The following is a 20,378-nucleotide window of genomic DNA, read 5'->3' on the forward strand; positions in this document are numbered from 1 at the left end:
CTGCAAGAGGGAACTCCGCAACGGCGAGAGCAATTATCAGGCCACCCGCTTGATGGCATCGCCGAGGATCGACACGATATCGTCGATGTGGCTCTTCTCGACGATGAGCGGAGGCGACAGCGCAAAGCTATCGCCACTCATGCGGAAGTACAGCCCGCGATTGAAGCAGTCGACCATGACGTCGTAGCCACGCACGCCGACCGTACCGTCACGCGGCGACAGCTCGACCGCGCCCATCAGGCCGCAATTGCGGATATCGACGACGTTGGGCAGGCCCTTCAGCGAATGCAGCGCGTCGCGCCAGTATTCAGAGATCGAAGCACCGCGCGTCAGCAGGCCTTCATCCTTGTAGATGTCGAGCGTCGCGATGCCCGCGGCGCAGGCGACCGGGTGCGCCGAATAGGTGTAGCCGTGGAACAGCTCCATCGCGTTCTCCGGGCCGACCATCAGGCCGTCGTGAACCTTGCGGCTCGCAAACACGGCGCCGCAGGGAACGGTGCCGTTAGTGATGCCCTTGGCCGTCGTCATCATGTCAGGCGTGACGCCGAAGAAGTTGGCGGCGAACGGCGTGCCGAGGCGGCCGAAGCCGGTGATGACCTCGTCGAAGATCAGGAGAATACCGTGCTTATCGCAGATGTCGCGCAGGCGCTGGAGATAGCCCTTCGGCGGCGGCAACACCGCGGTCGATCCGGGCACTGGCTCGACGATGACGGCGGCGATGGTCTCGGCGCCATGCAGGGCCACCAACCGCTCGAGATCATCGGCGAGCTCGGCGCCATGCTCGGGCTGATCCTTGGCGAAGGCGTTGCGGGTGAGATCGTGGGTGTGACGGATGTGGTCGACGCCCGGCAGCAGGGTCGCGAAGGCGCGGCGGTTGGCGACCATGCCGCCGACCGAGGTGCCGCCGAAGCCGACGCCGTGATAGCCGCGCTCGCGGCCGATCAGACGGGTGCGGCTCGCCTGGCCGTTGGCGCGGTGATAGGCGAGCGCGATCTTCAGCGCGGTGTCGACCGACTCGGAGCCGGAATTGGTGAAGAAGATGCGATCGAGGCCCTTCGGCGCGATCTCGGCCAGACGCTCGGCGAAGTCGAATGCCAGCGGATGGCCCATCTGGAACGACGGTGCGAAATCCAGCGTCATCAGCTGGCGCTCGACGGCGGCGGCGATCTGCTTGCGGCCGTGGCCGGCATTGACGCACCAGAGGCCGGCGGAGGCGTCGATCACCTTGCGGCCGTCGACGGTGGTGTAGTGCATGCCCTCGGCCGAGGAGAACAGGCGCGGCGCCTTCTTGAATTGCCGGTTGGCCGTGAACGGCATCCAGAACGAGTCGGTCTTGATGGTGTTCGGAATCTGATGAAGGGTCACGGGCCACGCTCCTTTGCTGACCTGCTACCAGAGGCACGGCTTGAAAAGCGCAACAAGTCCTTTTCTGAGAGGCTGCAAGCCATTGATTTGACTGGGGCTGCCGGTCCATATTTGCGCGATCCGCAACACCTGCAACACGGGACAGGGACATGAGCGTCGATATCGGTGGACGGCTGCGATTCATCCGGGCGCGCCAGAAGCTGTCGCAGCGCGAACTCGCCAAGCGCGCCGGCGTCACCAATTCGACGATCTCGCTGATCGAATCCAACCAGATGAACCCGTCGGTCGGCGCCCTCAAGCGCATCCTCGACGGCATTCCGATGGGGCTCGCCGAATTCTTCGCGCTGGAGCCGGAGAGCCGGCGCAAGATATTTTACCGCGGCGAAGAGCTGACCGAGGTCGGCAAGAAGCCGATCTCCTATCGGCAGATCGGCGACAATCTGTTCGGTCGCAGCCTGCAGATCCTGAAGGAGCGCTACGAGCCCGGCAGCGACACCGGGCGCGTTCACCTCGTCCATGACGGGGAGGAAGGCGGCATCGTGATCTCGGGAAAGCTCGAAGTCACCGTCGAGGACGAGCGCCGCATCCTCAATCCGGGCGATGCCTATTACTTCGAGAGCCGGCGTCCGCATCGCTTCCGCTGCGTCGGCGGCAAGCCGTGCGAGGTGATCTCGGCCTGCACACCGCCGACATTTTAAAGTTATCCGCGATCCTACGGAGCCACCGGTATCTTACGGAGCTTGAGCCATCTCAATTTCCGCAGCCTGATCCTCTATATATTTCGAGCCATAGCCAAGCAGCCTCCGCTTTCCGGAGCCGCTTCGTAACAGGGCTCGCTATGAAGATCACGCTCGCAAATGCAGAGGCCGCACTCGATGAAGTGCAGCGCGACAACGACAAGCTCCATTCGGAGGAGCTGCGCAAGGCCATCGCGAACTACATCGAGTCGCAGCGAGAAGCGCTCAAGGCTCTTCGCAAGAAGCTGCACTAGCAGGCGGAGAGCGAGACAGCCTCGCCGGCCCGCGGCCTCAGGCTACGTCAGCAACTCCTCGATCCGGATCGGAAAACGGCGGACACGCACCCCAGTCGCATGCCACACCGCGTTGGCGACCGCGCCCGCACTGCCGGTGATGCCGATCTCGCCGACACCCTTGATACCGAGCGCGTTCACGTGCGGGTCGTGCTCATCGACCGTGATCACGTCGAGCGGCGGCACGTCGGCATTCACCGGGATATGGTACTCGCCGAGATTGGCGTTCATGATCCGGCCCGTGCGGCGGTCGGTGATGGCTTCCTCGTGCAACGCAAAGGACAGGCCCCAGATCATGCCACCGAACAGCTGGCTCTGCACCATACGCGGGTTGACGATGCGTCCCGCGGCGAAAGCGCCGACCATGCGGGTGACGCGGACCTGGCCGAGCTCGGGATCGACCTTCACCTCCGCGAACACCGCGCCGTGGGCGTGCATCGCATACTCCTCCATCGCCGCCGGATTCGGCGCGCCCGTGCCGCGCGCCTCGAGCTCGGCGACGCCGGCGCGCGCGAGAATCTCGGAATAGCTTTCGCCGCGGCTCTCGTCGTCGCGCCGGATCAACCTGCCATCGCGCGCGATCACGCCGGCATTGCCGGCGCCAAACAGCGGCGAGCGCTCATCGTTGGTGGCGAGATCGGCGAGTTTTGCAATCACGGCCGCGCCTGCGCTGTGGATCGCGGCACCCGCGGTTGCCGTGTGTGCCGAGCCGCCGGCGATGCCGGCATCGGGCAGGTCGGATGAACCCGCCTTGAACTCGACGCGGTCGATATCAAGCCCCAGTTCGTCGGCCGCAATCTGCGCCAGCGCCGTCCAGGCGCCCTGCCCCATGTCATGCGCGCCGATTTCCATGGCGCCGGAGCCGTCGCGGCGAAGCACTGCGCGTGCCTCGGCCTGGAACATCAGCGCCGGGAACGTCGCGGTGCCCATGCCCCAGCCGACCAGAAGGCCATCGTCGTCGCGCATCTGCCGCGGCTGGAGCGATCGCTTCGCCCAGCCGAAGCGCGCCGCTCCCTGCTCGTAGCAGGCGCGCAATGCCTTGGACGAGAACGGCTTGCCGGTGATGGGCTCGACCTCGGCATAGTTCTTCAGACGAAAGGCGAGCGGATCGATGCCGCAAGCCCACGCCATCTCGTCGATCGCGCTCTCTAGCGCGATCGAGCCGGTGGCCTCGCCCGGCGCGCGCATGAACAACGGCGTGCCGGTGTTGACGCGCACGGCATCATGCGAGGTGCGGATCGCGGGCGCCGCATAGAGCGTGTGCGAGGCATCAGCCGCGGGTTCGTAGAAATCGTCGAACGTGCTCGACACGGTCCTCGCATGGTGATCGAGCGCGGTCAGGCGCCCCTCGCCATCTGTGCCGATGCGCAGCCGCTGCCGCGTCGGCGCGCGATGGCCGACCGGGCCGTACATCTGCTCACGGCGCAGCACCAGCTTGACCGGTTTGCCGACGAGCTTTGCCGCCATGATGCCGAGCACCGGAGGGCCGGCCATGAGCCCCTTCGAGCCGAAGCCGCCGCCGAGGAACGGGCTGCGGATGTGGATCTTGTCGTGCGCGATGCCGAATAATTCGGCAACGCGCGCCAGCGACAGCATGAGACCCTGGGTCGGCATGTCGATCTGCAGACTGTCGCCGTCCCAGGCAGCCACGATCGCATGCGGCTCCATCGCATTGTGATATTGCGGCGGCGTCTCGTAGATCGCGTCGATCCGCTTGTCGGCGGAGGCAAGCCCCGCCTCGACATCGCCGCGGTGATTTTCCGTGGGGTTGCCGACACCGACGACCGGCGGCACGAAGCTTTCACCCGCATCGAGGCCGATGAGCGCGGGCAGCGTCTCGTAGCGCGGCGCCAGCAGCGCCGCGCCTTCGGTCGCAGCCTCCAGCGTCTCGGCGATCACGACGGCGATCGGCTGGTTGGCGTAGCGGACCTCATTGCTCTGCAACACCTCCATCCGGAACACGAAGGGATTGGTCTTGATCTCGGGATCGATCGCGAGCCCAGGCTTGTGGTCTGGCGTCATGACATCGACGACGCCGGGGTGGCGCTTGGCGGCGCTGACGTCGAGCGAAGTCACGCGGCCGTGCGCGATGCTGGAAACGGCCATCACTGCAAACAGCATACCGGGCGGATGATTGTCAGCGGCGTAGGTCGCCTGGCCTTTGACCTTAAGCACGCCGTCGCGGCGGGTCAGCGGCTGGCCGATGTTCGAGCCGTGGCGCAGATGAGCGGGCGCGCTGGTGAGATTAACCTCAGGCATGAATGGCTCCGGACGTCGAGGCAAAGGGAGAGGCCGGCAGCGCGGGGATGCGCGCAGGCGTACCGGCAGCGGCGAGGCTCAGCGCGCGCACGACGATGCGGCGCGCGAGCTCGATCTTGAAGGCGTTGTCGCCGGACGGTTTTGCGTCGGCGAGCGCGCGCGAGGCGGCTTCCTGGAAAGCGTGCACCGTGGGCGCGACGTTCCTGAGCATGTCCTCCGCAGCGCGGGCGCGCCAGGGCTTTGCGGCGACGCCGCCGAGCGCAAGCCGCGCCTCCGCGATCTTGCCGTTCTCGATCCGCAGCGCAGCCGCAGCCGAGACGACGGCGAACGCGTAGGACGTTCTATCGCGGACCTTGAGATAGCGCGCATGAGCGGCAAAGCCGCGCGCCGCGGGCGGCAGACGCACCGCGACGATGAGATCCCCCGGTTCGAGCGCCGATTCACGCTCAGGCGTATCGCCGGGCAGGCGATGCAGTTCGTCGAGCGCGATCTCGCGCCGCCCGTTCCTGCCTTCGATCTCGACGATGGCGTCGAGCGCGACCAGCGGCACGCAGAAATCGGACGGATGCGTGGCGATGCAGTTTTCGCTCCAGCCGAGCACGGCGTGGGTGCGGTTCTCGCCGTCGCGGGCGTCGCAGCCGCTGCCGGCCTCGCGCTTGTTGCAGCGGCTTGCGGTGTCGTAGAAATACGCGCAGCGCGTCCGCTGCAGCAGATTGCCGCCGACGGTCGCGGCATTGCGCAGTTGCGCCGATGCGCCGGAGAGCAGCGCTTCGGCGACGGCCGGATAGGCCTTGGCAAAGTCTGCGTCATGCGCAAGATCGGCGTTGCTCACCAGTGCGCCGATGCGGATACCACCGTCGGCGAGGCGCTCGACCCGATCGAGTCCGTCGAGATGGGTAACGTCGACCAGACGATCCGGACGGCTGACGCCGCCCTTCATCAGATCGAGCAGATTGGTGCCGGCGGCGAGATAGACGGCGCCCGGCTGCGTCGCGGCCGCGACGGCTTCGGCGACCGTGGCGGGCCTGACATAATCAAATTGCTTCATGCGGAGCGCCTCTGATTGGATTCGTCCATGCCGGCCTGCGCGTCGAGCACGGCATCGACGATGCCGGCATAGGCGCCGCAGCGACACAGATTGCCGCTCATGCATTCGCGAATGCGCTCGGGATCGTTGCCGGCCTGTGCCTCGCTCATCATGCCGATCGCGCTCATGATCTGGCCGGGCGTGCAGAAGCCGCACTGAAATCCGTCGTGGGAGATGAAAGCGGCCTGCACGGGGTGAAGCTGGTCGCCGCGCGCCAGGCCCTCGATGGTGAGAATGTCGGCGCCATCATGACTGATGGCCAGCGCGAGACAGGAGTTGATGCGCTTGCCGTCGACGAGAATGGTGCAGGCGCCGCATTGGCCGCGGTCGCATCCCTTCTTGGTTCCGGTCAGGTGGAGGCGCTCACGCAGGAGATCGAGCAGCGTGACGCGCGGATCGTCGAGGACGAAGTCGCGCCGCGCACCGTTCACGGTGAGGCTGATGGAGTGGTTCATACAAGGCTCCGATCAGGAATAGACATGAGTGATCGCGCAGCGCGCCACCGCCGTGGCCGCCGTCGATATGCGCCCCCCGAACATCATCCGGGGCAACGACTTCAGCGAAGATACGGAGGCAGCCTCCGCTTAACAAGGGCCGGCGGGAAATATTTGGAATTCGTCAAAAGCCCGTGCGCATCAGCGCGATGCAGCCCCGTAAGGGTTCAATCTAACCAATTCGTGATCTACATTGCGTGGATGGACGACCACACCACCGACCAGACCCGCAAGCCCCGTGCCGATGCCGTGCGCAATCGCGAGCGCGTGCTCGAGGCGGCCAAGGCCGTGTTCAACGCGGGTGGTCCGGAGGCGAGCCTGGAGGCGGTGGCAAAACGCGCCGGCGTTGGCATCGGCACGCTCTATCGGCATTTCCCGACCCGCGAGGATTTGTTCGAGGCGGTGTACCGGCGCGAGGTCGAGCAGCTCAGCGAGCTCGCCGAGCAGTTGAAGAACGCCAGTGACCCGGTCGACGCGCTCAGGCGCTGGCTGCGCTCAGGAGTCGAATTCGTTGCCACCAAGAAGGGCATGGTGGCAGCCTTGGCACTCGCGGTGCAGAGCGGGTCGGAGTTGCATGCCTTTTCCTTTGAGCGCCTGACCAAGGCGATCGGCTCGCTGCTCGATCGCGCAGCCGCGGCCGGCGCGATGCGCGCGGACGTCAGTCCCGAGGACTTGCTGCGCGCGTTCTTTGGCATGTGCTACATGCACGACCAGCCCGGCTGGCAATCCTCGGTGCTGCGGATGCTCGACGTGTTCGTTGACGGTTTGCGGGTGCAGCCTGCCATGAAAGCCAAGGTCCGCGCGTCCGCCAAGCCTGCGAAGCCGGCTGCAAAGCGGAAGCGATAGCCCTCGAGATGTGCTAGGATCGGCGCCGCCGGGATTTCAACGCGGAGCTTGTCATGCGCATCGCCGCCTTGCTGGTCTTTCTCAGTGTCGCCTTCGGTCCCATCTCAGCGCGCGCCGACGATGTCGCGACGGCACAGAGTATCATCCGCGCCCAGGAGCAGGCATTCGGCCGTGACGACGCGCGCGGGGCCTATTCCTACGCCGCTCCTGCGATCCAGGAGATCTTCCCCGCGCCCGACATCTTCATGTCCATGGTGCAAAACGGCTATCCGCCGGTGTACCGGCACAAGAGCTTTGAATTTGGCGGCAGCAAGAGCGAGGGCAGCCGGATTGCCCAGCACGTCCATATCATCGATGCCAATGGCGAGGCCTGGGAAGCGCTCTACACGCTGGAGCAGCAACCGGACGGCAGCTACAAGATCACGGGTTGTTCGCTGCTGAAGGTGGGACAGGCAGTCTAGGTCGCAAAACCCGGACCGGTCCTGACTGCATTGATCCGCGAGCGGATCAGCAGCGTCAAGACGATGCCGATATTGAGCGCGTTCCACGCCACGCCGTTGGCGAACGCCGCCGCGTAGGAACCTGTCGCGTCGAAGATGACGCCCGAGACCCAGCCGCCGAAGGACATGCCGAACACGGACGCGAAGATCACGATGCCGACGCGGGTTGCGGCCTCGCTCGCCGGCATCGCCTCGCGTACGATGATGGCATAGCTCGGAACGATCCCGCCCTGGAACAGGCCGAACATCGCTGAGATCAAATAGAGCGAGGTCAGGCCGTCGAAGAACAGATAGAACACGAGTGCGAAGCCTTGCGCCACCGCACCGATCAGCAGTGTGGGGATGCCGCCGATCTTGTCGGCGAGGTAGCCCGAGCCGATCCGGCTGACGATGCCGCAGGCCATCATCAGCGACAGCATCTCGGCGCCGCGCGCCACGCCATATCCGAGATCGCCGCAATAGGCGACGATATGCACCTGCGGCATTGCCATGGCGACGCAGCAGGAAATGCTGGCGATCGAGAGCAGCACCGTCAGCGTGTTGGTCGAGAGCTTGAGGTCGACCCGCGGCGGCGCTGCATTGGCATGATCGTGAACCTTGTCGTCGCCCATCTGCGCGCGCAGGACCAGCACCAGGATGGTCATCAGGCTGACGCAGACGAGGCCGATGCCGATATGAGTGAAGCGCCAGCCGATCGTCTGCATGCCCGTGCTCACGAGCGGCGGCCACATCGTGCCGGCGACATAATTGCCGCTGGCGACGATCGTCACGGCCAGGCCGCGATAGCGCTCGAACCAGTGCGAGGCCTCGGCCATCAGCGGCGCAAAGGTCGCCGACGTGCCGAGCCCGATCAGGAAATACGCCGCCACGAACTGCCAGAGCTGGGTCGACAGACCCGCCAGCACATTGGCGACCCCGAGGAAGGCAATGCTGATCGCCATAGCCGCCACGATGCCGAAGCGGTCGGTGATCCTGCCGGCGATGACGCCGCCAAGCCCGAAACCGAACATCATCAGGGTGAAAGCCAGCGACACCGCGCCGCGCGTGGCGGAGAATTCGGCTTGCACCGCGGGAATCATGACGACGATCGCCCACATGCCGACGCCGCCGATCGAGCCGATCAGAAGCGCAATGACGAGGCGCATCCAGGCCTGACGCGAATCAGGGGTGAATGCTTCGGGTGTTTGTCCTGACTGATTTGGTGCGTGCACGGGCGGGACCATGGCCCGCGGATCACCACAGGGTCAACCATTGTGGCGCGATATTGGGCATGCACGGTGCACTGCGGTAAGATGGAGCTTGGCGAACGCGCGTTTTGTCATTATTTTGCAAATCAGCGCATGCAACACGGCGGCGCGGAGAGCATGTCGGCGGAATGTTGCTGCGATTGACACGATCGATGCGGATCAAGGTGGGGCGCTTCATTGCCTTCGCCTATCTGTTCTGCGTGATCGCGCCGGCCGCAAGCCTCGCCTGGGGTAGCGCTCCAGCACCGTGCCTCGACGACGCGCTTCTCGCCGACCGCGTGCCGGTGCATCACCAGATGCAGGCCGGCCACACGCATGACGGCGCCTCGCATGACCACGCCAGGCCGCATGCGCATCATCAGGGCGCCGCGCAGGACGCGCCCCCCACCCCTCATCATCACGGCGGCAAGGGTACGGCGGGACCGTGCTGCGCGATGATGTGCGTGAGCGCGCTGCCGGCCGACCTGCCCAGCGTCGCAAAGTCGCTTCAGCCGGTTTCCGCCTGCTCGCCCGAGATCGTGGCCAGCCTGCACAGCGCGGCGCCGCCCCTGCACTACCGCCCTCCGATCGCCTGATCTGACGCGCGACGACGTCAGGCCGAGCGCGCATCCGCGCGCGCGCACCTGTGGTCTCCAGACAGATCAGGGATGACTCATGCTTACGCTTTCCGGGGCGAAGTCCGCCGCTGCATCCGCGGCGCGGGGACGACACTTTCGATTCAATTGGCCGCTGCTGGCCGCGACGGCCTTGGCGTTGTCCGGCTGCATGCCGGCAACGATACAAGTCGCTGGCGCTGATCCTGCCGATCCCGCGGCCAAGATCGCGCGCGCCGGCTATCATTCGACGATTGCGCCCTACACCAGCCTGCGGCCCGCGACGCCGGCACCATGGCGCGAGCGCAACGAGAGCGTCGCGCCGCAGCTCAAGCAAGACCGGTAGGAGCGCGCCATGACACATCGTCTCGCGCTAAGCCTGCTCGGTCTCACCTCGTTTGGACTTGCAGGCTGCGCCGCCTTCTCGCCCGACAGCGGCATGAAGGCCGTCTCGGAACTGACGAGCCAGACCATCAACAAGGATGTCGCCTTTGTGCGAACAACCGAAGGAGCCGGCGCGGTCGACGCGCGCGGTCGCCAGCTGCTGTCGCGAACACTCAGCATCGAGACCGCCGTGCAGATCGCACTGCTCAACAACAAGGGGCTTCAGGCCGCTTATAACGAGCTGGCGCTGGCCGAGACCGATCTCGTCGAGCAGAGCCTGCCGCCCAATCCCGTGTTCTCGGTCTCCCGGATCTCGGGCAACGGCGCCAGCGAAATCGAGCGTCAAATTGTCGGCGACATCCTCGCGCTCGCCACCCTGCCGTTCCGCTCGGAAATCGCCCGCGACCGTTTCCGCCAGGCGCAATTGCGCGCAAGCCTGGCGACGTTGCGGCTTGCCGCCGATGTCCGCCGCGCTTATTGGCGCGCCGTTGGCGGCAACGAGATGGTGGCGTTGCTGACGGATGCGAAGGCGACGGCGGAATCAACCGCGCAGCTCGCGGTCAAGCTCGGCGAAACTGGCTCGATCAACAAGCTCGATCAGGCCCGAGAACAGGTGTTTTACGCCGAAACCACCGCCGACCTCGCCACCGCGCGACAGACGGCGACGAGCGCGCGCGAAAAGCTGGCGCGCCTGATGGGGCTGTGGGACGGCGGCCTCGACTTCCGGCTGCCCAATCAACTGCCGCCGCTGCCACGCCGGCCGCAGGCTTTGCCGTCGATCGAAGCCGACGCGGTCGCCCATCGCATCGACCTGCAGATCGCGCGGCTCGAGCTGAGCGCGCTCGCAAAGTCGCTGAACCTCACGGAGGCGACGCGCTTCGTGACCCTGCTCGATCTCGCCGGCATCTCCCGCCGCACCCGGGATCCGGAAGGCGCGCCGTTCCGCGAGCGCGGCTTCGACGTGCAGTTCCAGATCCCGATCTTCGACGGCGGCGAGGTGCGGGTGCGGCAGGCGGCGGAGACCTACAATTTCGCCTTCAACCGGCTGACCGAGCGCGCCGTGAATGTACGCTCCGAGGCACGCGATGCTTATCGGGTCTATCGCTCCGGCTACGACATCGCCAGCCATTATCAGCGCGAGATCATCCCCTTGCGAAAAATCATCACCGAGGAGATGCAGCTCCGCTTCTCCAGCATGCAGGTCGATATCTTCGCGCTGCTCACCGAGGCGCGGCAGCGGCTCGCGTCGCTGCGCGGTGCAATCGATGCCAGGCAAAGATTTTTCCTTGCCCAATCCGACTTGCAGACCGCCGTCAATGGCGGCGGCGCGCCTGCTGACGGCGACAATTCAACCACTCTCGCCGCGGCAGCGCCTGCCGATGGCGGTCACTGACATGGAGGCCAACATGTTTTCCCGCCGAGGATTTTTGGGTAGCGCCGCGCTCGCCGCCGCATCCGTCGTCAGCGGCCGCGCCCAGGCCGCCTCGATTCCGGAAGCCCCGCACATGGACAAGGTCGTGATGCAGCCGCCGCTGCACCCCGTCAGCGGGCCGGACTATCGACCCGTCGTCACGCTGAACGGCTGGTCGCTGCCGTTCCGGATGAACGGCGACTGGAAGGAATTCCATCTCGTTGCCGAGCCCGTGGTGCGCGAATTCGCCGAGGGCATGAAGGTGAATTTGTGGGGCTATAACGGCCAGTCACCGGGCCCGACGATCGAGGCCGTCGAGGGCGACAAGGTCCGCATCTTCGTGACCAACAGGCTGCCCGAATACACCACCGTGCACTGGCACGGCATGATCATTCCCAGCGGCATGGACGGTGTCGGCGGACTTACCCAGCCGCACATCCAGCCGGGAAAAACCTTCGTCTACGAGTTCGAGATGAGGAAGAGCGGGACCTTCATGTACCATCCGCATTCGGACGAGATGGTGCAGATGGCGATGGGCATGATGGGCATGGTCGTCGTGCATCCGCGCGACCCGAGCTTTCGGGCCGTGGACCGCGACTTCGTCTTCGTCATGAGCACCTATCGCGTCGATCCCGGCACTTATCTGCCGAAGGTCAACGAGATGACCGACTTCAACATGTGGACCTGGAATGCGCGGGTGTTTCCCGGCATCGATCCGCTGCCGGTCAGGCTCGGCGACAAGGTGCGCGTGCGCATCGGCAATCTCAGCATGACCAACCATCCGATCCATTTGCACGGCCACAGCTTTGCGGTGACCTGCACCGACGGCGGCTGGATTCCGGAGAGCGCGCAATATCCGGAGACGACGACGGACGTACCGGTCGGCGCTGTCAGGGTGTTCGACGTGCTCGCCGACAACCCCGGCGACTGGGCGTTCCACTGCCACAAGTCGCATCACACCATGAATGCGATGGGACACGACATGCGCAATATGATCGGGGTGTCGCGCAAGGATCTCGTCAAGGCGGTCGGCAAGCTCGCGCCTGACGGCATGGCGATGGGCTCGACCGGCATGGCGATGGGCAACATGGAGATGCCCGCGCCCGACAACACGCTGCCGATGATGACCGGCACCGGTCAGTTCGGCCCGATCGAGATGGGCGGCATGTTCACGGTGATGAAGATCCGCGAAGGCCTCGCGCGGGACGATTATCGCGATCCCGGCCCCTACCAATTCCCGCAGGGCACCGTCGCCTACGAGGTCACGCCGCCGGCCCCGGAGCCCGTGCGGCAACAACCAGGCGGACCGCCGATGAAGAACATGAAGATGTGAGCGTTTCGATGAACCACCACCAACTGGAGCTACCAATGAAGACGACGATCAAGCTCGGTCTCGCGCTGGCCGCGCTTTCCACCGCGCCGGCCTTGGCCCACGACCAGCACGGGCACGGCACCTTTTCGGCCGGCGAGCCCGGCGATCCCAAAAAGCCCGCGCGCACCATCGAGATCCTGCTGAACGAGATGGACTATGCCCCCGCCAGGATCGAGGTCAAACGCGGCGAGCAGATTCGCTTCGTGCTGCGCAATGTCGGTAAGGAGGACCATGAATTCCTGCTCGCCACCACAAAGGAGAATCTCGCGCATGCGGTGGAGATGAAGAAGCACCCGCACATGGAGCATGACGATCCCAACGGGGTCAGGCTCGCGCCGAGCAAGACAGCCGAGATCCTCTGGAAGTTCAGCAAGGCCGGCACGTTCGAATTTTCCTGCCTGATTCCCGACCACCGCGACTACGGCATGGTCGGCCACGTCACCGTGAAGTAACGCAAGGGAGGCTCCCATGAACCGCATCATCCGTATCGCCGCCGCGCTGGCGCTGGCCGTCGGCCTTGCCACAGGTGCCCTGGCAGCCCAGGGCGCCGCGATCAGCGGCGAGGTCAAGAAGATCGACGAGGGCGCCGGCAAGATCACGCTCAAGCACGGGCCCGCGAAGAACCTCGGCATGGATGAACCCATGACCATGATCTACCGCGTCAAGGACCCGGCCGTGCTCAAGCAGGTGAAGGTCGGCGACAAGGTGACTTTCGAAGCCGAAGAGGCGACTTCGGGCTATACGGTGACCCGGATGGAGAAGGCGAAGTAGGGCCACTTCCTCCGTCCGCCGATATCGGCCCCAGACGCTTCCACAAATCATGGCCGGGCTCGTCCCGGCCATCCACGCCTTCGGCGGGACAAGCCGGGCATGACGACTGCTTGCCTGCCAGATGGCCGAAATACCCCGGTCAGCCCCCATGCCGCACCCTTTATTAACCCTTTGCTAACCATACACCCGGCAAGAATTGCCCAGTGGAGTCGAGTGTCGTCAGCCGCGTAGAACGGGAGCTCCCGTGGACGCCAGTGCGGTGCCTCACTTTCGGAACGGCGGCCCCTCGGCCGCCGCGCAGACATTTGGGGCGCGCGGACGGCAGTCGCGCGGAGGGGCAGCTACCATGGTCGACGTCACCGCAGGACAGGGCGTAGGCAGCACGAACGCCGGTTTCCCGACCCTTGCCGAAGTCGGCAACATCCTCAAGCGCGGCGATATCGCGCTCGCGCTCGGCGTTCTCACCATCCTGGTGGTGCTGATCCTTCCGCTGCCTGCGATAGTGCTGGACCTGTTCCTGGCGATTTCGATCACACTCTCGATCCTGATCCTGATGACGTCGCTGTTCATCCAGGCGCCGCTGGAATTCTCCGCTTTTCCGACCGTTCTGCTGATCTCGACCATGCTGCGGCTGTCGCTCAACATGGCCTCGACCCGCCTGATCCTGTCGCACGGGCACGAGGGCACGGATGCCGCCGGTCACGTCATCGAAGCCTTCGGCAGCTTCGTGATGGGCGGCAATTTCGTCATCGGCATCATCGTCTTCGCCATCCTGATCATCGTCAACTTCGTCGTCATCACCAAGGGTTCGGGCCGTATCGCCGAAGTCGCGGCACGCTTCCACCTCGACGCCATGCCCGGCAAGCAGATGGCGATCGACGCCGACCTCTCCGCCGGCCTGATCGACGAGACGGTCGCCAAGCAGCGGCGCAAGGATTTGGAGGACGAGAGCGGCTTCTTCGGCGCCATGGACGGTGCCTCCAAATTCGTCCGCGGCGATGCCATCGCCGGCCTCCTGATCGTCTTCATCAACGTCGTCGGCGGCATGATCATCGGCGTGGCGCAGCAGGGTCTGTCCTTTGCCGATGCCGGCCGCAGCTACACGCTGCTGACCGTCGGTGACGGCCTCGTCACCCAGGTGCCGGCGCTGATCGTTTCGACCGCGGCCGGCCTGCTCGTCTCCAAGGCCGGCGTGTCCGGCGCCGCCGACAAGGCGTTGATGAAGCAGTTCTCCGGATATCCGCAGGCGCTCGCGATGTCCGCGGCGGTCATGCTGGTGCTGGCGGCCCTGCCGGGCATCCCGACCCTTCCCTTCCTGGCGCTCGGCTCCGGCGCCGGTGCGCTCGCCTGGCACGCCCGCAACCGCAACCGGGCGACTGCCAGGGCTGAGGAAGTCGCGAAGACCGCACCTGCGCCGGGAACGCCGGGCGCAGCCGGCTCCGCTGCGGCGGAGGAGCCGATCTCCGCGGCGTTGAAGATCGACGATCTCAAGATCGAGCTCGGCTATGCCCTGCTGCCGCTGGTCAACGGCCCCGACGGCACCGATCGCCTCACCGAGCAGATCAAGGCGCTGCGCCGCTCGCTCGCGATCGAGATGGGTTTTGTGATGCCCGCCGTGCGCATCCTCGACAACGTCCAGCTCGAAGCCAACACCTACATCATCAAGATCAAGGAGGTCGACGCCGGCACCGGCAAGATCTGGCCGAACCAGTTCATGGTCATGGACCCCGGCGGCAGCCAGGTGCAGGTGCCCGGCATCCACACCACCGAGCCGACCTTCGGCCTGCCCGCGACCTGGGTCGATGCCAGCCTCAAGGAGGAGGCCTCGCTCAAGGGCTATACCGTCGTCGACGCCGCGACCGTGCTCTCGACCCACCTCACCGAGCTGCTCAAGGCCAACATGTCGGACCTGCTCTCCTATGGCGAGGTGCAGAAGCTGCTCAAGGAGCTGCCGAAGGAGCAGGGCGAGCTGGTCAAGGACATCGTGCCCGGACAGGTCACCGTCTCCGGCATCCAGCGCGTGCTGCAGCTGCTGCTCGCCGAGCGCATCTCGATCCGCGACCTCTCGACCATCCTCGAAGGCATCGCCGACTCGCTCGCCTTCTCGCGCAATCCGGCCACCATGGTCGAGCACGTCCGCGCCCGCCTGGCGCGGCAGATCTGTGCGCAGAACACCTCTTACAGCGGCTACCTGCCGCTGATCGCGCTGTCGGCCCGTTGGGAACAAGCCTTCGCCGAATCCATTATCGGCCAGGGCGAGGAGCGCAGCCTCGCGATGCAGCCCTCGAAGCTGTCGGAGTTCATGACCGGCGTGCGCGACGCCTTCGAGCGCGCGGCGCGTGAAGGCGAGGCCCCGGTGCTGGTCACCTCTGCGGCAATTCGTCCCTTCGTGCGTTCCCTGGTCGAGCGGTTCCGGGCCCAGACGACCGTGCTGTCGCAGGCTGAAATCCACCCCAGGGCGAGGTTGAAAACGGTCGGAAGCATCTGATTTGCCTTAAGAAGCCGTGTGTTTTTTGGCCACAGGCAAATGGTTTTTCAGGTTTTGGCGCCTTGCCGATCGACGGCGGGCAAGGCGCTTGGCAGACACATTACAGCTTTGAAATAATTGCTAAATTGCACGATCAAGGGTCGTTTTCTGATCGCGGCTTCTCACGTCCTGTCACGCCCTTGTGATCGCCTCTTGGGAACGAATCCCCCCAATACTAGGTTGTTGGGCACCGGAAGCATGAACCTGCCCAAGCACGCAGGCGACTACTTCGGGTAGATGGCGGCAGGAGCCTTCCATGAACCACTCGATTTACAGCGCAGATCGCTCGACCCACCTCAAGATCGTGGTTGTCGCGCTCATTGCCGGCATCACGGTGGCGGGTCTCGGGATCACCGCGCGTACGAGTTCAGATGACGGCCTGACCCAGACCGCTCGCGTCATGAAGGCGGGCAAGCCGATCGCTATCACCAGCTCGAACGTTTCCCTCGTTCGCTAAGGAGATTTGAGTTTCAGGAATTCACGCGGCTCTTTATCAGCCCCCCAAAGTCGCCACGTGGATATGTAGACGACCCCAACCCCAAGTCGACTACAGAAAGCGCCCGCCCCCCACGGGCGCTTTCTCATGTCTGGGGTATGTCGTCACCGTGAGCGCACGCGCGTGCAGCTGCGTCATTGCGAGGAGCTCTTGCGACGAAGCAATCCAGAATCCCTCCGCAGAGACATTCTGGATTGCTTCGTTACGCTCGCAATGACGATGGAAAACGTACCGCCGTCATCCCGCAACAGGCACGGATACTACCGCGCCCCATACGTCGGCGGCGGCGCCTGCACGGTTGGGACTGCCGCAGCGAATAGCTCGTCCTTGCTGCCCGACAACGGCGGATAGATGCGCTTGCGGTTGATCGTCTGCTTGGTTGCCTTCGCGGCCGCGCCGGTGGCGCGGACTTCGCGGTCCCACCCTTCCGTATAGAGTGCGCCCCAGCCGCCGAGATCGAGCACGGTCACGTACCAGTCTATCCGCAGCGGCAGCATCGGCAGGCCCGCGAGATCGGCGACCACATTGTGGCCGGCGAAGCGGCCCATCGGACGCGCGAACTGGCAGGACATCACGGTCGGATGCAAGCCGTCGACCACGCTCGAGGCGACGTCGCCGGCCGCGAACACGCCGCCGGCATCCGCAACCCGCATCATGGGATCGACCAGAAGACGCCCGAGGCGATCGCGTGCGTCCGGAAAGCTTGCGGCCAAGGGGCTCGCGCGCATCCCGGCACACCAGATCACCGTCCGCGTCGGAATGAATTCGCCCGAGCTCAGACGCAGTCCGGCGGCCTCGACGGAGACGACGCGCACGCCGAGCCGCGTCTCGACGTCAAGCGAGGCCAACGCCGTCGCGATGACGGGACGCGCATGCGCGCCGATCGTGGCGCCCACCACCGGATTGGGATCGACCAGGATGATGCGGCGGCTGCCGGTAATGCCGGCGCGCGCCAGCCTGTCGGGCATCTCGGCCGCGACCTCGATGCCGGTGAAGCCGGCGCCGACCACGACGATCGTCGAGCGCCCCGGCGCGGGCACGCTGCGTCCGAGCGAGGTGAGATGATCCTCGAGGTGGCGCGCCGCTGAATAAGTGTCGACATCGAAAGCATGCTCGGCAATCCCGGGAATGTCGGGACGCATCACTTCGCTGCCGAGCGCCAGCACCAGCCGGTCATAAGCCAGCGTCTCGTCGCCGCCTCCCGTGACCAGCGAAATCTCGCGCCGTGCCGGATCGATGGCTTCGACCTCGCCGATCCCGTGACTGACGCCGATCGGATCGAGCAGCTGCGGCAGCGGAAGCGCGACCTCGCTGAGATCGGCCTCGTAATTGCGGACGCGGATGTTGTGGTAGGGATTGCGATCGATGACACGGATCTCGATGTCACGGCCGGCCGCGCCGATCTCCTCGCGCTTGCGTGCGGCACCGATGGCCGCCCACAGACCTGCAAACCCGGCGCCGAGCACGACGATACGCGCCATGTCCGTTGACTGCATTTCCCAAGAGAGCGACGACGAAGCGACGAACGATCAAGCTGTCTGACCGCGCAGACAAATATAGCTCATCCTGCCGGATGGACCAACTGCGGTGGTACCGGCGCGCCGCACAAATTCTCGGTCGGCTCAGGCCTCGCGCAGTTCCGACGGCGTCGCGGCAAAGCGCTTGCGGAAGGCGCGGTTGAAATAGGACAGATCGGAGAAGCCAGACGAATGCGCGATGTCGCTGATCTTGCGGGTCCTGGCGCGGGGATCGCTGAGCAGCTTGCGCGCCTGCAGCAGGCGCTGCTCCAACACGAATTCGGTGAAGGTCGTTCCGGCCTGCTCGAACAGGCGCTGTGCCTGACGCGGGCTCAGGCCGGAGCGCGTAGCAATCTCGGACAGGCAGAGATCGTTGCGGCCAAGCGCAGCCATCACGTCGGCGCGCATGAGATCGAGACGGGCCGCCGCATGACCTCGCCCGCGCGCGAGACTTGCATGTTCGGCGTCGGTGCCGAGCAGCAGGCCGACGAGATCGACCATGTGCTGCGCGGTGAGGCGCTGGCCGACGGCATCGAGATGCGGCGCATGATGGGCGGCAAGGGAGTGGTAGCGCAAGATCGTCTCGGCGAGCGCGCCGTCCGAGAGCACTTGCGACAGCTTGTCCTCGGCGCGCGGATGGATCTCGAGCAGCGCGCGGCGCGGCATGCGGATGGTGGTGAAGCGATCTTCCTCGGTGTGGCCGACGGTGCCGGTGATGCCCATGTCGACGAGCACCATTTGCGCGGGCGCAAGCTCCACGGCATGGCCGTTCTGCCCGACGCGGACGAGGCCCGCATGCGCGGCGATCAGGACGAGATCGTCGCTGCCGTCGGCAAGATGGCTCTGGGTGCGTGAATATTGCGCGGAGGCGCCTTCGGGAATGGCGAGCGCGATATTGTCGACCACGCTGACCTGGAGCCGGCAATCGATGCTATCGCCTCGGCTCGGCCCGATATCGAGGCCGCAGGCCCCGAAAGTCCGCTCGCGCCAATGCTCGAAGGCCGGGCCGTGTGGCAGCCCCGCATATTGGTGAATGAAGATGCCCGATGTTTTCGCTGCATCCATCTGATTTCTCGCCCCTCTCCGGCACCATGATTGGGGGGCGCCGACTGCAAATTCCGGGCATTTGACGCCGCGAAGCGCGGAGAGGTTCAAATCGAGGGCGGATTCGGCGGAATTTGTCGGAAGACGACGGCGGGACGGACCGTGGCGACAGAACCGATCAGGCATTGCCACCACGATGTTGAAGCGTCCAATGCCCCCGGTGTCGTCCTGGACAAGCGAACAGAGCGAGCGCCGATCCAGGACCCATTACCCCGAGATTGAGTGGTTGCTCACCCGTTGCAACAAGCTCTTGGGGCAATGGGTCCTGGCTTTCGCCAGGACGACAATGGAAACCTACTTCTTCGCGGGCGCCTGCGGCTGTGACGGCGGCACGGTTTCGATCAGCTTGCCGGAAAACACCGGCGCCGAGGTCGGCTGGCCGTTGGGCGAACCGCCCGCCTGCTCGAGCGTGACGGCGTAGGTCGCGCCGTTGACGACGTCGGCATCGTACGAGCCGAGCACCGGTCGTGCGGTGAAATCGCCGGCGCCGATCACGCCGAGCGAACGCGGACGCGGCAGCTTGTCGGAGATCAGCCAGAGCTCGAAACTCTTGCCGGGCTCCGGTGTCGCGCCCACTTTACGCACCGTAAAGTTCTTGGTCGCGCCGTCGATGGTGAGGATGAAGGCGGGACCTCCGCCCTGGCCCTGCAACAGGGCGACATATTGCGACGACGCCGGGAGCGGCGCCGGTGTCTTCACCTCGACGGTCTGGATGCGCGGTGCCGGTCGCAAGCCGCCCGGCAGCGCGTCGGGCAGGAAGATCTGAAGCGACAGCGTCACGAGCAGCGCGGCCGCGAGCGCGCCGACGGCGGATGCGATGGTGCGCCAGCGCTTCACGCGGCCCTCGAGCCGGATCACGTTGCTGTTGTCGGCAACCGGCGGCGGTGGCGCACGCGCGACCTCCGGGTCCGGCGCGTGGACCTGCGGCATGAATATCGGCACGACGTCGGGAATCGCATCGGTCTCAAGTCGCGCCGCGGCAGGCTGCTCCGCTTCAGGAGGCTGCGGCGCCGGCTGCATATTCTCCGACGGCACCTGCGGAGGCACGGTCTCGGGCGAGGAATATTCCGGCACAGGTGGCGGCGGCGCTGCGTCCGGCAGTGCTGGCGGATCCTGCGCAAAGCCCGTCCGCGCGAGCTCGGACCTGATGTTCTCCCACACGATCGGACGCGGCTCGATCGAGCCGACCATCTGGTTGAGGACGCCGAGCCGGAATGCCCACGCCTGCACGACATCGGCGAACGCCTTGTCCACCGCCATCATTGTCTCGACCTGCGCGCGCTCGCCGGCGTCGAGCGTGCCGAGCGCATATTCCGCGGCGAGCGCGATATGGTCCTCCGTATAGGCCATCACTTGCGGTCCAGACCCACCCTCA

Annotated in this window: 20 protein-coding genes; 12 read left to right on the top strand and 8 right to left on the bottom strand. The window is 65.5% G+C overall.

Annotated features, from left to right (window positions below; translation table 11 throughout):
- Nucleotides 1-36: 36 nt before the first annotated feature.
- Nucleotides 37-1,365: an aspartate aminotransferase family protein gene (locus IVB07_RS30410; protein WP_085350327.1), complete on the bottom strand. Its 1,329-nt coding sequence runs from the start codon at nt 1,363-1,365 to the stop codon at nt 37-39.
- Nucleotides 1,366-1,514: 149 nt separating this feature from the next.
- On the opposite strand from IVB07_RS30410, the gene IVB07_RS30415 reads away from it, so the two are divergent.
- Both IVB07_RS30415 and IVB07_RS30420 read left to right on the top strand, forming a co-directional pair.
- Nucleotides 1,515-2,063, top strand: a complete 549-nt coding sequence (locus tag IVB07_RS30415; RefSeq protein WP_007600574.1) for a cupin domain-containing protein — start codon at nt 1,515-1,517, stop codon at nt 2,061-2,063.
- Between the two features lie 140 nt (nt 2,064-2,203).
- A complete protein-coding gene (locus IVB07_RS30420; RefSeq protein ID WP_018455699.1) occupies nt 2,204-2,356 on the top strand; it encodes a hypothetical protein in 153 nt (50 codons plus the stop codon).
- A gap of 42 nt (nt 2,357-2,398) precedes the next feature.
- On the opposite strand, the gene IVB07_RS30425 is transcribed toward IVB07_RS30420, so the two are convergent.
- Genes IVB07_RS30425 through IVB07_RS30435 form a run of 3 tightly spaced genes read right to left on the bottom strand, consistent with a single transcriptional unit; the run spans nt 2,399 to nt 6,196 of the window.
- Nucleotides 2,399-4,654 (bottom strand): xanthine dehydrogenase family protein molybdopterin-binding subunit, encoded by a 2,256-nt coding sequence (locus IVB07_RS30425; protein ID WP_018455700.1) that lies wholly within the window; start codon nt 4,652-4,654, stop codon nt 2,399-2,401.
- Nucleotides 4,647-5,702: a xanthine dehydrogenase family protein subunit M gene (locus IVB07_RS30430; protein WP_247294681.1), complete on the bottom strand. Its 1,056-nt coding sequence runs from the start codon at nt 5,700-5,702 to the stop codon at nt 4,647-4,649. Before IVB07_RS30430 ends, IVB07_RS30425 begins: the two co-directional genes overlap by 8 nt.
- Complete coding sequence (locus IVB07_RS30435; protein WP_018455702.1) at nt 5,699-6,196, bottom strand: 2Fe-2S iron-sulfur cluster-binding protein; 498 nt, start codon at nt 6,194-6,196, stop codon at nt 5,699-5,701. The genes IVB07_RS30430 and IVB07_RS30435 overlap by 4 nt, the downstream gene beginning before the upstream one ends.
- Nucleotides 6,197-6,436: 240 nt before the next feature.
- On the opposite strand from IVB07_RS30435, the gene IVB07_RS30440 reads away from it, so the two are divergent.
- Together IVB07_RS30440 and IVB07_RS30445 are read left to right on the top strand one after the other, a co-directional pair.
- Entirely contained in the window at nt 6,437-7,081 is a 645-nt protein-coding gene (locus tag IVB07_RS30440) for a TetR/AcrR family transcriptional regulator (RefSeq protein WP_247294712.1), read from the top strand.
- Nucleotides 7,082-7,134: 53 nt separating this feature from the next.
- Nucleotides 7,135-7,542 carry a DUF4864 domain-containing protein gene (locus tag IVB07_RS30445; RefSeq protein WP_247294684.1) on the top strand — a complete coding sequence of 136 codons (408 nt, stop codon included), beginning with the start codon at nt 7,135-7,137 and terminating at the stop codon, nt 7,540-7,542.
- Here the strand turns inward: IVB07_RS30445 and IVB07_RS30450 are convergent.
- The gene (locus IVB07_RS30450; RefSeq protein ID WP_026233006.1) at nt 7,539-8,804 is read right to left on the bottom strand and encodes an MFS transporter; all 1,266 of its coding nucleotides are present in this window, start codon (nt 8,802-8,804) and stop codon (nt 7,539-7,541) included. The two genes, IVB07_RS30445 and IVB07_RS30450, sit on opposite strands and share 4 nt — an antisense overlap.
- Before the next feature lie 176 nt (nt 8,805-8,980).
- On the opposite strand from IVB07_RS30450, the gene IVB07_RS30455 reads away from it, so the two are divergent.
- The 8 genes from IVB07_RS30455 to IVB07_RS30490 all read left to right on the top strand — a co-directional run bounded on the left by IVB07_RS30455 (nt 8,981) and on the right by IVB07_RS30490 (nt 16,343).
- Nucleotides 8,981-9,403: a hypothetical protein gene (locus IVB07_RS30455; RefSeq protein ID WP_018455707.1), complete on the top strand. Its 423-nt coding sequence runs from the start codon at nt 8,981-8,983 to the stop codon at nt 9,401-9,403.
- A gap of 79 nt (nt 9,404-9,482) precedes the next feature.
- Nucleotides 9,483-9,767, top strand: coding sequence for a hypothetical protein (locus IVB07_RS30460; RefSeq protein WP_247766821.1), 285 nt, complete (start codon nt 9,483-9,485; stop codon nt 9,765-9,767).
- A 9-nt stretch (nt 9,768-9,776) separates the two neighbouring features.
- Nucleotides 9,777-11,198: a TolC family protein gene (locus IVB07_RS30465; RefSeq protein ID WP_247294686.1), complete on the top strand. Its 1,422-nt coding sequence runs from the start codon at nt 9,777-9,779 to the stop codon at nt 11,196-11,198.
- A gap of 13 nt (nt 11,199-11,211) precedes the next feature.
- On the top strand, nt 11,212-12,549 hold the full coding sequence (locus IVB07_RS30470) for a copper oxidase (protein WP_247766822.1): 1,338 nt from the start codon (nt 11,212-11,214) through the stop codon (nt 12,547-12,549).
- Nucleotides 12,550-12,584: 35 nt separating this feature from the next.
- A complete protein-coding gene (locus IVB07_RS30475; protein ID WP_085383679.1) occupies nt 12,585-13,040 on the top strand; it encodes a cupredoxin family protein in 456 nt (151 codons plus the stop codon).
- A 16-nt stretch (nt 13,041-13,056) separates the two neighbouring features.
- Nucleotides 13,057-13,359: a copper-binding protein gene (locus IVB07_RS30480; RefSeq protein ID WP_085357864.1), complete on the top strand. Its 303-nt coding sequence runs from the start codon at nt 13,057-13,059 to the stop codon at nt 13,357-13,359.
- Between the two features lie 346 nt (nt 13,360-13,705).
- A complete protein-coding gene (gene flhA, locus IVB07_RS30485) occupies nt 13,706-15,847 on the top strand; it encodes a flagellar biosynthesis protein FlhA (protein WP_085383680.1) in 2,142 nt (713 codons plus the stop codon).
- Between the two features lie 295 nt (nt 15,848-16,142).
- Complete coding sequence (locus tag IVB07_RS30490; RefSeq protein ID WP_247363746.1) at nt 16,143-16,343, top strand: hypothetical protein; 201 nt, start codon at nt 16,143-16,145, stop codon at nt 16,341-16,343.
- Between the two features lie 299 nt (nt 16,344-16,642).
- Here the strand turns inward: IVB07_RS30490 and IVB07_RS30495 are convergent, their stop codons facing one another.
- From IVB07_RS30495 to IVB07_RS30505, 3 genes are all read right to left on the bottom strand, one after another.
- Nucleotides 16,643-17,863, bottom strand: a complete 1,221-nt coding sequence (locus tag IVB07_RS30495; protein ID WP_247294692.1) for an FAD-dependent oxidoreductase — start codon at nt 17,861-17,863, stop codon at nt 16,643-16,645.
- A 141-nt stretch (nt 17,864-18,004) separates the two neighbouring features.
- Nucleotides 18,005-18,964 (bottom strand): AraC family transcriptional regulator, encoded by a 960-nt coding sequence (locus IVB07_RS30500; protein ID WP_247294694.1) that lies wholly within the window; start codon nt 18,962-18,964, stop codon nt 18,005-18,007.
- Nucleotides 18,965-19,297: 333 nt separating this feature from the next.
- Nucleotides 19,298-20,353, bottom strand: a complete 1,056-nt coding sequence (locus tag IVB07_RS30505; protein ID WP_247294696.1) for an anti-sigma factor — start codon at nt 20,351-20,353, stop codon at nt 19,298-19,300.
- Nucleotides 20,354-20,378: the final 25 nt, after the last annotated feature.

It is taken from the genome of Bradyrhizobium sp. 172, from assembly GCF_023101065.1.
Classification (GTDB): Bacteria; Pseudomonadota; Alphaproteobacteria; order Rhizobiales; family Xanthobacteraceae; genus Bradyrhizobium; species Bradyrhizobium canariense_D.